The 12,180-nt window shown below is 56.8% G+C and carries 18 protein-coding genes; 6 read left to right on the top strand and 12 right to left on the bottom strand.

Annotation, left to right across the window (positions count from 1 at the left end; translation table 11 throughout):
- Positions 1–11: 11 nt before the first annotated feature.
- Positions 12–1,970: an AsmA family protein gene (locus AC2FIM_RS10660; RefSeq protein WP_496677666.1), complete on the bottom strand. Its 1,959-nt coding sequence runs from the start codon at positions 1,968–1,970 to the stop codon at positions 12–14.
- Positions 1,971–2,066: 96 nt separating this feature from the next.
- Here AC2FIM_RS10660 and rimO point away from each other — a divergent pair, with 96 nt between their 5' ends.
- The gene (gene rimO, locus AC2FIM_RS10655; RefSeq protein WP_496708122.1) at positions 2,067–3,455 is read left to right on the top strand and encodes a 30S ribosomal protein S12 methylthiotransferase RimO; all 1,389 of its coding nucleotides are present in this window, start codon (positions 2,067–2,069) and stop codon (positions 3,453–3,455) included.
- Positions 3,456–3,489: 34 nt separating this feature from the next.
- Here the strand turns inward: rimO and AC2FIM_RS10650 are convergent, their stop codons facing one another.
- Both AC2FIM_RS10650 and AC2FIM_RS10645 read right to left on the bottom strand, forming a co-directional pair.
- Positions 3,490–3,846 carry a diacylglycerol kinase gene (locus AC2FIM_RS10650; RefSeq protein ID WP_496708121.1) on the bottom strand — a complete coding sequence of 119 codons (357 nt, stop codon included), beginning with the start codon at positions 3,844–3,846 and terminating at the stop codon, positions 3,490–3,492.
- A 131-nt stretch (positions 3,847–3,977) separates the two neighbouring features.
- Positions 3,978–4,166: a hypothetical protein gene (locus AC2FIM_RS10645; RefSeq protein WP_142636616.1), complete on the bottom strand. Its 189-nt coding sequence runs from the start codon at positions 4,164–4,166 to the stop codon at positions 3,978–3,980.
- 226 nt (positions 4,167–4,392) lie between these two features.
- Here AC2FIM_RS10645 and AC2FIM_RS10640 point away from each other — a divergent pair, with 226 nt between their 5' ends.
- Positions 4,393–4,635 carry a CDGSH iron-sulfur domain-containing protein gene (locus AC2FIM_RS10640; protein ID WP_142636614.1) on the top strand — a complete coding sequence of 81 codons (243 nt, stop codon included), beginning with the start codon at positions 4,393–4,395 and terminating at the stop codon, positions 4,633–4,635.
- Here AC2FIM_RS10640 and AC2FIM_RS10635 read toward each other — a convergent pair whose 3' ends face one another.
- The 5 genes from AC2FIM_RS10635 to AC2FIM_RS10615 form a co-directional block, all read right to left on the bottom strand.
- Positions 4,636–4,893 carry a DUF6455 family protein gene (locus tag AC2FIM_RS10635; protein ID WP_271949278.1) on the bottom strand — a complete coding sequence of 86 codons (258 nt, stop codon included), beginning with the start codon at positions 4,891–4,893 and terminating at the stop codon, positions 4,636–4,638.
- The gene (locus AC2FIM_RS10630) at positions 4,890–5,162 is read right to left on the bottom strand and encodes a DUF6455 family protein (RefSeq protein ID WP_271949276.1); all 273 of its coding nucleotides are present in this window, start codon (positions 5,160–5,162) and stop codon (positions 4,890–4,892) included. Before AC2FIM_RS10630 ends, AC2FIM_RS10635 begins: the two co-directional genes overlap by 4 nt.
- Positions 5,163–5,172: 10 nt before the next feature.
- Positions 5,173–5,424 (bottom strand): DUF6455 family protein, encoded by a 252-nt coding sequence (locus AC2FIM_RS10625; protein WP_271949274.1) that lies wholly within the window; start codon positions 5,422–5,424, stop codon positions 5,173–5,175.
- Between the two features lie 70 nt (positions 5,425–5,494).
- Entirely contained in the window at positions 5,495–5,863 is a 369-nt protein-coding gene (locus tag AC2FIM_RS10620) for a YigZ family protein (protein WP_496677662.1), read from the bottom strand.
- Positions 5,860–6,567 carry a M48 family metallopeptidase gene (locus tag AC2FIM_RS10615; RefSeq protein WP_271949271.1) on the bottom strand — a complete coding sequence of 236 codons (708 nt, stop codon included), beginning with the start codon at positions 6,565–6,567 and terminating at the stop codon, positions 5,860–5,862. Before AC2FIM_RS10615 ends, AC2FIM_RS10620 begins: the two co-directional genes overlap by 4 nt.
- A 122-nt stretch (positions 6,568–6,689) precedes the next feature.
- On the opposite strand from AC2FIM_RS10615, the gene AC2FIM_RS10610 reads away from it, so the two are divergent.
- Entirely contained in the window at positions 6,690–6,935 is a 246-nt protein-coding gene (locus AC2FIM_RS10610) for a DUF8831 family protein (RefSeq protein ID WP_496677661.1), read from the top strand.
- Here the strand turns inward: AC2FIM_RS10610 and AC2FIM_RS10605 are convergent.
- Entirely contained in the window at positions 6,926–7,201 is a 276-nt protein-coding gene (locus AC2FIM_RS10605; protein ID WP_271949266.1) for a DUF167 domain-containing protein, read from the bottom strand. The two genes, AC2FIM_RS10610 and AC2FIM_RS10605, sit on opposite strands and share 10 nt — an antisense overlap.
- Positions 7,202–7,337: 136 nt before the next feature.
- Here AC2FIM_RS10605 and AC2FIM_RS10600 point away from each other — a divergent pair, with 136 nt between their 5' ends.
- Positions 7,338–7,916 (top strand): nitroreductase family protein, encoded by a 579-nt coding sequence (locus AC2FIM_RS10600; RefSeq protein ID WP_271949263.1) that lies wholly within the window; start codon positions 7,338–7,340, stop codon positions 7,914–7,916.
- A complete protein-coding gene (locus AC2FIM_RS10595) occupies positions 7,913–8,611 on the top strand; it encodes an EI24 domain-containing protein (protein WP_185956679.1) in 699 nt (232 codons plus the stop codon). Before AC2FIM_RS10600 ends, AC2FIM_RS10595 begins: the two co-directional genes overlap by 4 nt.
- 3 nt (positions 8,612–8,614) lie before the next feature.
- On the opposite strand, the gene AC2FIM_RS10590 is transcribed toward AC2FIM_RS10595, so the two are convergent.
- Positions 8,615–8,890 (bottom strand): DUF1467 family protein, encoded by a 276-nt coding sequence (locus AC2FIM_RS10590; RefSeq protein ID WP_142636598.1) that lies wholly within the window; start codon positions 8,888–8,890, stop codon positions 8,615–8,617.
- A gap of 17 nt (positions 8,891–8,907) precedes the next feature.
- Complete coding sequence (mce, locus tag AC2FIM_RS10585; protein ID WP_271949260.1) at positions 8,908–9,312, bottom strand: methylmalonyl-CoA epimerase; 405 nt, start codon at positions 9,310–9,312, stop codon at positions 8,908–8,910.
- A 134-nt stretch (positions 9,313–9,446) separates the two neighbouring features.
- Between mce and AC2FIM_RS10580 the strand changes: the two genes are divergently transcribed.
- Positions 9,447–10,163 carry a response regulator gene (locus AC2FIM_RS10580; protein WP_496708119.1) on the top strand — a complete coding sequence of 239 codons (717 nt, stop codon included), beginning with the start codon at positions 9,447–9,449 and terminating at the stop codon, positions 10,161–10,163.
- Between the two features lie 195 nt (positions 10,164–10,358).
- Here AC2FIM_RS10580 and aspS read toward each other — a convergent pair whose 3' ends face one another.
- Entirely contained in the window at positions 10,359–12,134 is a 1,776-nt protein-coding gene (aspS, locus tag AC2FIM_RS10575) for an aspartate--tRNA ligase (protein WP_496708118.1), read from the bottom strand.
- Positions 12,135–12,180 lie beyond the last annotated feature (46 nt).

The following is a 12,180-nucleotide window of genomic DNA, read 5'->3' as shown; positions in this document are numbered from 1 at the left end:
GCCCCGACACTTCAATTTCCGCCAAACAGCTTAAGCAGTCCTTTCTTGGCCTCGTCCTCAAGCTTGTTCTTCAGCGCATCCTCGACGCTGTCCCCGTCAGTCCCGGCCGTACCGGTATCGCCGCCTATCTTGTCGATGACTTTCTTTTTGACATCATCCTCAAGCTCTTTGACCTTTCCTCCGGCGGCCGCTTCGATCACCTTGGTCAGGTCCGGCTTGATCGACGGATTGCTCCATGGTCCAACGATACGCACCGGAACCGACAGGCCCTCTCCCGAATTCGCACGCAGAGCGACCGGCGTGAACAGATAGTCGATATTGCGCGCTCCGATCCCGACTTTTCCTTTGCCATCCGCGCGGAAATTGTCCAGCGACATCAACAAATCGTTGTTCTGCAAAACGCCCTGATCAATGGTGAAGCTACCCGTCAGGCTGTTGAACACGGTGGTGCCACCCGATCCTTTGCCTCGTCCCATCAGACGATCAAGGTCAAAGCCCGATATCAGCCCCTTTCCTACATCCAAGCGGCCCTTACCGCTGAGAGAACGCATGATCTGATTCTCATTCTGGCCAACGCCCAGAAACTCGAATGATCCTGACCCGGTCCCGGACAGCCGCTCGACCCCGACCAAGGCTGTCAGAGCTTGTTTGAGGTCAATGCCCTTGGCCTTTATCTTGCCGCCAACGGACAACCCATTCCGATTATTGGCCACCACCTGCCCGTTCAGCGTTCCGGAAAACAAGGTTGCCGGGTTCATCTCCAATGCAGCCCGAGACCGGTCCAGCCGCATTGTCAGGTCGCTGGGGCCAAGCGTCAGCTCGGGCAGCGCGATAGATTTGGCTGTCAGTCGAATTTCACCATTGGCCAAAGCCAGCGCCGAGGCGTCGATCGGTTCCCTTGACCACCCCTCCGAGGCAGCACCCGCGCCGGAACCGCTGGAACTGGACGAGACCGTCTGACCACTTTGATTATAGCGAGAAAGATCAAGATCACTGGCATCCAACCGAGCAGTGATCTGTGGCGGGTTGGAAATTACAATATCAACTTCGCCTGTAAAACGGTTACTGTCGAGTGAAGCCACCAGATCGCGCACAGATATGCGGCCATCTCTGGTATAAGTCATTTGCCCCGACACATTCGCAGCGCGGCCCAACCCGTGCGGCACTCCAACGCCCTCCTGACCGAACGCGGCCAGCATTTTTTCCGTGTCTTTGGTTTTCAACTGCAGCTTGCCGTCCATCTCTCCGGCAAGGTTGACGCGCCCGTCAAATCCGATGTCACCACCAGGGGCCGCAAGTGCAAGTTCAATCTCGGATGCCGCGCCCGTGGCATAGGCCGGCAAGTCGGGTATCTTGATATCCACGCGGGCCTCACCGCCCGGAACCGGCATTTGTGCATCCAGAACCATGGGGGCCGAGACTGCTGGCCAACTGGCAGACAAATCCACATCTGCGACATCAAATCGGGCCGATCCATTTTCAACAAAGATCAGACGCGCCTGAGTCAGTTTCAGATGCTCCAGTGTCACCGCACGCGATGCATCGGCCGGTTTTGATCCACCCGAGCCGCTGGCTGTCGGGGCGACGGCCGTGTCAAACTCCCAGTTTCCGCGCCCGTCTGACAGTTCAAGTCTGAGGGTCGGATTCTCGGCAATAATCCGTTTGATCAGCACATCGCCGGACAAAATGGCCAAGGTATCGACCCCAACCGCCAGGCTTTCGGCGCTCAGCATCGGCTCAGACCCCGCCCACGAGGCATTTCCGAAGGAAACCGCCCCGGTTTCCATGCCCAGCACAGGCCAGAAGGACAGCTTAACGCCCCCCGACAGTTTCAGATCACGCCCGGTTTGTGCCTTGACCTGCTCGGCCAGAATGGTCGCCAACTTGTCGCCCGGCATCAGCAGCAGTGCGCCGATGACAAGACCGACCACAGCCACCAAAAGGAACAGGATGCGCATTAGCCATTTCATTTTCTGCTCTCCGACTTATTTGGCACGCTATAAAAAGATCATTCAAAGACGGCAGCGCATTTGCAAGGGGAAGCTTTCCCCACTATATGCCGCGCCATGACCACAAACCCGCCAAACCTCCGCCCCGACCTGGCACCTGCTGCCCGGATCACTGATACACCACGTCCGAACCAGCCGACCATCGGCATGGTATCGCTGGGTTGCCCCAAGGCTTTGGTCGACAGCGAGCGGATTCTGACGCGCCTAAAGGCCGAAGGATACGGCATCTCGCCGGACTATTCAGGCGCGGATGCCGTGATTGTGAATACCTGCGGATTTCTGGACAGCGCCAAGGCGGAGTCTCTCGATGCCATCGGCGAGGCTTTGGTAGAAAACGGCAAGGTTATCGTAACCGGATGTCTAGGGGCCGAACCCGACTACATCCGCGAACATCACCCCCGTATCATGGCCGTCACCGGACCACATCAGTACGAGCAGGTGCTGGATGCGGTACACAAGGCCGTGCCACCTGATCCCGACCCCTTCGTGGATCTGCTGCCTGCGGCCAACGTTCAACTGACGCCGCGCCACTACAGCTATCTCAAGATATCCGAGGGCTGTAACCACAAATGCAAGTTCTGCATCATCCCGGACATGCGCGGCAAACTGGCCAGCCGTCCGGCGCATGCTGTTCTGCGCGAGGCGGAAAAGCTGGTCGATAACGGTGTGCGCGAATTGCTGGTGATTTCGCAGGACACCTCGGCCTATGGGTTGGACCGGAAATACGATGTGAACCCCTGGAAAGACCGTGAGGTCCGCAGCCATATCACCGATCTTGCGCGCGAATTGGGACAGCTGGATGCGTGGATTCGCCTGCACTATGTCTATCCCTACCCGCATGTGCGTGAGCTGATCCCCCTGATGGCGGATGCGGGCAGTAACGTCCTGCCCTATCTGGACATTCCCTTCCAGCACGCACACCCGGATGTTTTGAAACGCATGGCCCGCCCTGCTGCGGCCGCCAGAACACTGGACGAGATTGCCGCCTGGCGCGCGACCTGTCCTGATATCACGCTTCGTTCCACCTTTATCGTGGGCTACCCCGGCGAGACCGAGGCCGAGTTCCAGACCCTGCTGGACTGGATGGATGAGGCGCAGTTGGATCGCGTCGGTTGTTTTCAGTACGAAAACGTCGACGGAGCCCGCTCTAACGATCTTCCTGACCATGTGCCCGCCGAGGTCAAACAGGACCGCTGGGAGAGGTTCATGGAAAAGGCTCAGGCGATTTCCGAGGCCAAACTGGCCGCAAAGGTCGGCCAGACCCTGCAGGTCATCGTGGATGAGATCGATGATGAGGCCGCGACCTGCCGCACCACCGCCGACGCGCCCGAGATCGACGGCAACCTGTTCATCGACGAAGGGTATGAGGCCCTGAAACCGGGCGACATTGTCTCGGTCGAGGTGGACGAGGCCGGGGAATATGATCTATGGGGCAAGCTTCGCTAACCACATCTAACTGAATTGACCGACCCAGCGGCAGTCAGAAAAGGCTCAACAGCCCGATAACCCAGGCCAATCCGCCAGCCAAAGCAGTCAGTGCCACCGCAGCGCTGGCGGCGTCTTTGGCTTGCCCGGCCAATAGATTGTGTGCGGTCGAAGTATGATCCACCGCCCGTTCGATCGCCGTGTTGAACAGTTCGGCCACCAGAACCAACAGACCGATCACCAGTATCAGAGCCCGAACGCCATCGCTCAGGGGCAGCCACAGGGCCAGACCCGCAGAAACAAGATTAGCGCAGACCCAAGCCCGGAACGAGTATTCACCGTGCCAAGTGGCAGCCAATCCCTGCCAGCTCCAGCGGATGCGGTCCTTTAGATGGGTGACAAGTTTTCTCATGCGACCTCGGTAATTCAATAGGTCAAACAGAAACCCGAACACCGTATGACAGGCAATAAAAAAGCCACCCATAGGGCGGCTTTTTTGTTCGATTGTGCGGGCGGCTATGTCGGAATCCGCCCGCGAAAATCTTATTGAGCAGTCGGATTACATACGGTCTGACCTGCTTCGGTCGTCGCCAGATCTGTCCCTGCCGGGCAGCTCGGCGTGCCGTATTTGTCATAATCTGGGGTAATGTATACCGGTGTCGGCTCTTCCTGTTGCGAGCAAGCAGCCAGAACCAGGGCAAACGCACTAACGGCAGCAAATTTGAGTTTCATGTCCGTCATTCCTCTAATTAATTTCTGTTATTGCCCTGAACATGGGGCCGACTTCACAATACGGTGTGGTTGGTAATTTTGCAATAAAATCAACAGCGCGTTTGCGAAAGCAGGCAAAACCATGCCGGGGGGATTGCCTATGGAATGGGTGCCGCGTGGCAGCTACTGCTTTCGGCACATCTGTTCAGGCGATAGACTGGGGAAAGTCAGCGAACGGAGAAACCAGATGCCAGAAGGTCCAGTCATTGCGCAAAAAGCGCCCTATCCAATCGAAGTAACCGAAGGAAAAAGCTATTTCTGGTGCTCGTGCGGCCGGTCCAATCGGCAGCCATTTTGTGATGGATCTCACAAAGGAACCGGCTTTGAACCGGTCAAGTTCACGGCTGATACCAGCAAGAAACTCTTCTTCTGCGGCTGTAAAAACTGCGCTAACCCTCCGTTTTGCGACGGGACACATTCCAAGATCTGATCACTTCAGCCGGTTGAAAACCTGGCTATTTACGCAGAACCCGGGCGCTGAACGGGGATCAGATTGCTGCGCCGCCAGCCATATCGTGCATTTCTCGTGACAGTCCGAGGCCCGGCAACGCGTTACCATCTCGGCGTATTCATCCGGGCTCAACCGCCCGTCGGACATGGCTTCGGTCAACGAGATCTTAAGGCATCGGGCAACGGATCGAGTTAGCCAAAAGTGCTTTTCCACGTCGCCCAGTACAGCGTGTTTCATCCCAATTCCTGCATTTGTATTACTTTCAACGCGGCGAATTGATGTTTGTTCGGGCAGGTTTGCGGTGCTCCTGCAACATCTGGATGTCTTTCCATCCAATCCGGGCAGGCAGCCGCCCAGCCACATCCCTGACACAGGCGGATCATTTCAGCCCAGTCTTCCTGACTTAGCCGACCTTTATTGTGGGCCCGCACAATATCCGTACCCGTCGCTTGCCCCATCCTCAACACAAGGCGCAAATGGGTCATGAGGTGTCCAAGGCGCGGCATTGCGGCCCTCCTAAGGGATCAACTTGCTTAACAAATCCTGGTTCCGGCAATATTCGGGGGTCTGCGCTGCCAGAACCGGTTGATTCAAAAATGATTGGCAATGGCCCGGGTTCGGGCAATCGGTGCATCGCAGAACCGCATCGGTAATCTGATCCACCGATATATGTCCAGCGATTGCAGATTCCTGCAGATCCACCCCCAGCTTGCCAGCCATACGGTCAAAAAGACCAGCATGATGCCTAAGCGTTTCGCGATCGGGCATTGGCATTCCTTTCCGTTTCGCTTTGTCCGATCAGACTAGCAATACGAAACAGCCCAAGCCTTGACGCAGGTCAAAGTCCCAATTCCAGTTCGTCCAGATAAGCCCGTGTTGCATCCTGCACCCGTCGGAATCGATCACCGCCCAGCTTTTTTCCGCCATACCATCGAGTGACAATGACGATATGACCGCTCAGTTCGGCCCTTTCCAGCATGCGCAGAATCACCATTCCGGCACCGCTTTCCCCGTCATCCGCCTTGAGCGCACCAGTAAGCAGGATTGCGGCCCAGGTATTGTGCGTGGCCTTGGCATAGCTTTTGTCAGATTTCAGGTCCTGCAGGACAGCTGCCACCTCGTCCCGGGAACTGACCAAAGCGCCGGACACGGCATATTTCGATCCGCGGTCCGTCAAGACAACCCCCAACCGTTTCAGTCCCGTCATTGTGTCAGCCCAAGCTGCCGTGAGGTTTCCAAAACAATTTCGACGCGCTGAGCATTCGGTGGATGGGTGCCTAGAAAACGATCGCCCGGGTCAGGAATTCGGGCAAAATAGCGGGCTCCTAACAAGGGATTATAACCTGCCCGGTGCGTGATGATCGTTCCCAACCGGTCCGCTTCCAGTTCAAAGTCCTTGACATATATCTGGGCACCCACCTGCGCGCCCAGCTTCTGCGCCTGTTCAAGATCGGCGTCATTTGCCCCCGCTATGCGTGCAAGCTCGCCAAAAATCGCGGCGCTTTCTCGTGAGTTTTCGGACTGGCGGGGAATATGGCGCAGGATGTGATGAGCAGATTCATGCCCCATCACAAAGGCCAGTTCATCGGCGTTTTCCACCGATTGAATCATCGCGCGGGTGAAGATTATGACTGGTTGATTGTCGTCATCCAAGGTTTGAAAAGCATTTGCTGGTGCGCGAGGGTTCAGATCAACCACGATCGAAAAATCGCAGTTGCTGACATTACTGCGCCGCTTGCACTCTGCGCGCGCCACATCCCCGACCCTTTGACTGATTTCGCGAAAGGTCAGCACATCGACCTGAAAATCAGTTGAAGGTTGTTGCCATTCCTCTACCGGCTGAACGCGTAACGAACCGGTGTCACAGGCCGACAGAACCAGACCAAATATCATCAAGATCAGGCGACGCATACTATTTCCTTTGGTCCGGTCATGCCTTTTCGTCGAACATAGCCCGACACAAGGCGGTTCGCCACCGGACGATTTCCCAAGAACGGGTTGCATTGCAATGTTCCGCCCGGCAAGCTGGACACATGTTTTCGATTGAGCATGAATTCGACTCGACGGTCATAACCCTGGTGGACGAAGGCGAAATGCCTTTGAACGAGGATGTGGTTATTAACAATTTTGCAGAATGCGTAACGCTGGAACAACTGGATCCGCGCACTGACCAGGTTCAGAAGATTACGCTTTCGCCCGAACAGGTTCGTGATCTGGCTGCGGCACTGGATCTGCCCGAAGGTGTTTACCAAATTCGCGAAACCCCCGGTCAGGCCTGACACACAAAGACTTTCTCGCGCGATGTCTGGCCGCGCTTCAGGATCAGTTCGGACGGAGCAACCCCCAGCGCCACCGCCAGAAGCTCACGTGTGGCTTCATTTGCCCTGCCGTTTTCGGGCGGTGCAGTGATATATATTCTGATCGTTCCGTCCCGAACCAAAATCCTGTCTGCTGCGGCTTTCGGGGTAACCCTGACCGCAATCTCAGCATTCGGTGCAACACGGTCGCGCAGGTCTGGAAGATTTCTTAGTTTCGGTTTTCCCATTGGCACCTTCTGTTAACAAAGACCCTTGCACGGTTGGGCGGGGAATGAAATTGATCCAACTGGTCCAGCCGATTGCACTTGAAACTCGCCAGACGTTCAACCAGATACAGACAGCCTATGTAAAGGAAGTTAACATATGTCCTTGAAGAATCCGGCCGCTTTTGAGTTTCTGCAGACCCGTCGGTCGCGCCCAGCCAAAACGTTGATTGAACCAGCCCCCGACCGTGAGCAGCTGATGCCCCTGCTGACCGCAGCAGCCCGCAGCCCGGATCACGGAAAACTGGAACCCTGGCGGTTCATCGTGCTTGAAAAAGGCGCAATGGGGCGCCTGTCGGGGCTAACGCAGGAATGCGGTGAGGCGCTTGGCAAATCCCCTCAAGACATTGAAAAAGCGCGCGGACAGTTTGATTTAGGCCATCTCGCCGTCGCTGTGATCGAGGTTCAGAAGCCTTCGGAAAAGATTCCAGCCATCGAGCAGACCTATTCAGCTGGGGCTGTTTGCCTTGCTTTGCTGAACGCTGCTTTGACCGCAGGATGGGGCGCGAATTGGTTGTCTGGCTGGCAAACCCACGATCCAGAATTCTGTCGCAAGGCGTTTGGATTACGGGATAACGAGAGTGTTGCCGGTTTGATCCATATCGCGACCGAGGGCTCGACCCCGCCCGAACGCCCCCGCCCGGATGTTGATGCCCTGACCGAATGGGTCACAGAATGATCATCCTCAACGCCTTTTTTTCAGCGCTTGGTCAGATCGGAGACCCGAAATTCCGCGGGGTCCTGCTTCGGGGCATTGGTCTGACCATTCTTATGCTGATCGCAGCCTGCGCCGGTGCAATTTGGCTGATCAACCGGCTGTCAGGGGACGAGATATCGCTGCCATTCATTGGTGCAGTTCCCTGGCTGAATGACGTCCTCAGCTATTCCGGCATTTTCCTGGTGCTGATCCTGCCAGTGTTTCTGATGATTCCCGTCGCCTCAGCCATCACGTCTGTGTTTCTGGACGATGTTGCACAAGCTGTTGAGGACAGGCATTATCCGAGCCTGCCTGCGGTTCCACGCATCCCAATAGGCGATGCGATCACTGACGCGCTTGGTTTTATGGGTGTGCTGATTGTGGCCAACCTTCTGGCGCTGATCCTTTATGCGATCTTCACGCCACTGGCCCCGTTTATCTTTTGGGCGATGAACGGATTTCTGCTGGGGCGTGAGTATTTTACGCTGGCAGCCATGCGCCGTATCGGGCGTGAGGGCGCGCGAAAACTGCGGGCACAACATTCGTCAACAATTTGGCTTGCGGGCACGTTGATGGCCATCCCACTGTCTATTCCGCTGGTGAATCTTGTGATCCCGATTATCGGAGCTGCTACATTCACGCATATCTTTCATAAGCTGTCAGGGCCAACGCCCTGACGCCTAGTTTCGCGGTTCCATTTGATTTAGCCAATCGAAATCCCGTACCGAAATCACGCCCGAAATAATGATCCCTGCAATGATAGCCCAGAGCACGACCGACACCCCGGTGGTGATCCATAGCTTTTTCTTCATGTGATGCACTTCCGGGGCCCCTGAATGGGTGCCGGGAACGACCTCGCCCAAATCACCCTGGGTCTTGATGCGGATCGGCAGAATCACCAAAAGCGTCATGAACCAGATGACGGCAAACAGAACCAGTCCTGCAGTGATCGTCATGTGTACACCTCCGGTGTCTATACTTGTTCCAACTCGACCAGACAGCCGTTGAAATCTTTGGGATGCAGGAAAAGAACCGGTTTCCCGTGCGCGCCGATCTTGGGTTCACCGCTACCCAGCACCCGGGCGCCGGTTTCTTTCAGGTGATCACGCGCGGCAATGATATCCTCCACCTCATAGCAGACATGATGGATTCCGCCGGCGGGGTTCTTCTCTAGAAAACCGTTGATCGGGCTGTCATCGCCCAGAGGATAAAGCAACTCGATCTTGGTGTTGGGCAATTCAATGAACACCACAGTAACGCCGTGATCAGGTTCATCCTGCGGCGCGCCAACCTTGGCACCTAAAGCGCTGCGGTACTGTTCAGACGCCGCCACAAGATCAGGGACGGCAATGGCAACGTGGTTTAAGCGGCCAATCATGGAACTCTCCTACCTTCTGCGTTGCAGCGGTTATGGGGACAGATCAGGCAAAGGACAAGTGCGCCAAATTGCCGTTAACCCCGTGTTAGCCAGAAGTTCCTAGCGTGAAGCATCTGCTGAATAGGAGTTCTGCCATGGACGATTCGAGCCCCTTCACCGCACCCGCACAGCCAACGGCCACGCGGCCGCTGCTGGGACAAACCATTTTGGTTGTTGAGGACAGCCGCTATGCCTGCGACGCTATCCGGTTAATGTGTTTGCATTCGGGTGCGCGGATCAGGCGGGCCGATTGCCTGAAATCCGCCCGACGCCATCTTCAAATCTATCGGCCTTCTGTGATCTTGGTGGATATGGGACTACCCGATGGCTCTGGTGCTGATCTGATTGCCGAATTGGCCATGACTACGCCCCGGATCGGAGCGATCCTGGGCATGTCAGGCGACGACAATTCAGAAACCCTTGCGACAGAGGTTGGCGCGGACGGGTTTCTTGCCAAACCGCTTAACTCACTGTCCTATTTCCAGTCGTCTATTCTGAATTGTCTACCTGAAGACCGCCGCCCCTCCACGCTCCACGCCGTTCGGGATGAGGTGATATGCCCCGATCCTATGGCCTATCAGGACGACATGGCACATATCGCCGATGTTCTGGCCGGACCGAATGACCACCGGTCACTGGACTATGCGGCCCAATTCCTGCGCGGCGTTGCCCGTGATGCGGAAGATACGGTTCTGGCCGAAGCCGCCCAGCAGTTGGCAGCCTCACGCGCCGCAGGTATGCCCATCACCGCTCTGACAGCCCAAGTTGCGGGAATAGTGCAGGCCCGTCTGGAACAGCGCGAGGCTATCTGAAGTGACAACCGCATATCTAATTACCGCATCGCTCCTTTGTCTGTGGGCATACAGACAGACACGCGTCAGCGCGCGTGACATTCGGAACAGCCGCGAGAGGAAAAAGGACCATTTCCTGTAAACCCGCTAACAGAGAATTGGAAATGGGTTGAAAACAGAAAAAAACCGCCACAGGCGACTGTGGCAGGTTTTCTATCAGTCCTGAGGGATAATCCGCAGGCCCAACTCCATCAGCTGGTCCGAGGCCGGGTCGGACGGTGCCTGCATCATCAGATCCTCGGCACGCTGGTTCATCGGGAACATCATGACTTCGCGGATATTGGCTTCATCGGCCAAAAGCATCACGATCCGGTCGATACCAGCTGCACAGCCACCGTGCGGCGGGGCGCCATAGTGGAAGGCGTTGAACAGCGCGCCAAAGCGGGATTTCACCTCATCCGCGCCGTAGCCAGCCAGCTCAAAAGCCTTCAGCATGATCTCGGGCTTGTGGTTCCGGATCGCGCCCGAGACCAGCTCGTATCCGTTACAGGCCAGGTCATATTGATAACCGCGCACGTCCAGAGGATTGCCGTTCAGCGCCTCCATCCCGCCCTGCGGCATCGAGAAGGGGTTGTGTTCAAAGTCGATCGCACCGGTTTCTTCGTCTTGCTCATAGATCGGGAAATCGACGATCCAGGCAAAGGCAAAGCGGTCTTTCTCGGTCAGGTTCAGTTCATCACCGATCACATCGCGCGCCCTGCCGGCCACCTTTTCAAAGGCTTTCGGTTTGCCGCCCAGGAAGAACGCAGCGTCTCCGACGCCCAGACCCAGTTGCTGGCGGATCGCCTCGGTCCGTTCAGGACCAATGTTTTTGGCCAGTGGACCGGCGGCCTCCATCCCTTCGCCCTGATCGCGCCAGAAGATATAGCCCATGCCGGGCAGACCCTCTTTCTGAGCAAAGGCGTTCATGCGGTCGCAGAACTTACGGCTACCACCGGTCGGCGCGGGGATGGCGCGGATTTCGGTGCCTTCCTGCTCCAGCAGCTTCGCGAAAATCGCGAAGCCAGACCCGCGGAAGTGGTCAGAGACCACTTGCATTTTGATAGGGTTCCGCAGATCGGGCTTGTCGCTGCCATACCACAGCGCCGCATCTTTGTAGGAAATCTGCGGCCAGTCCTGATCGACTTTACGGCCGCCGCCGAACTCTTCGAACACACCGGTCAGAACCGGCTGGATCGTGTCGAACACGTCCTGCTGTTCGACAAACGACATCTCAAGGTCAAGCTGGTAGAAATCGGTGGGCGAGCGGTCGGCACGCGGGTCTTCGTCACGGAAGCAGGGCGCGATCTGAAAATACTTGTCGAAGCCCGACACCATGATCAGCTGTTTGAACTGCTGTGGGGCCTGTGGCAGCGCGTAGAACTTGCCCGGGTGCAAACGCGACGGCACAAGGAAGTCGCGCGCGCCTTCAGGCGAAGATGCGGTGATGATCGGCGTCTGATACTCGCGGAAGCCCTGATCCCACATGCGTTTGCGCATCGAGGCGACAACGTCCGAACGCAGGGTCATGTTGTTCTGCATCGCCTCGCGGCGCAGGTCCAGGTAACGATAGCGCAGGCGCGTTTCCTCAGGGTATTCCTGATCGCCGAACACCATCAGGGGCAGCTCGTCAGCGGCGCCCAGTACTTCCAACTCGCGCACGTAAACTTCGATCTCGCCCGTGGGCAATTTCGCGTTCACCAGATCGGCGGCGCGCGCTTTGACTGTGCCATCGATACGGATACACCATTCCGAGCGGACTTTTTCCAGTTCGGCGAATGCCGCGCTGTCGCCGTCGCACAAAATCTGTGTGACGCCGAAATGATCGCGAAGGTCGATGAATAGAACGCCGCCGTGATCTCGGACCCGATGCACCCAGCCAGACAGGCGAACGGTTTCACCGACATTGGCGGCAGTCAGAGCGGCGCAGGTGTGGCTGCGATAGGCGTGCATGGATCATATCCCTTCGGGCGCAGAATTGGTCGGGCCGATACACCGC

The organism is Ruegeria sp. CDSC052 (assembly GCF_059610685.1).
This window is presented reverse-complemented; position numbering and strand designations above follow the sequence as displayed.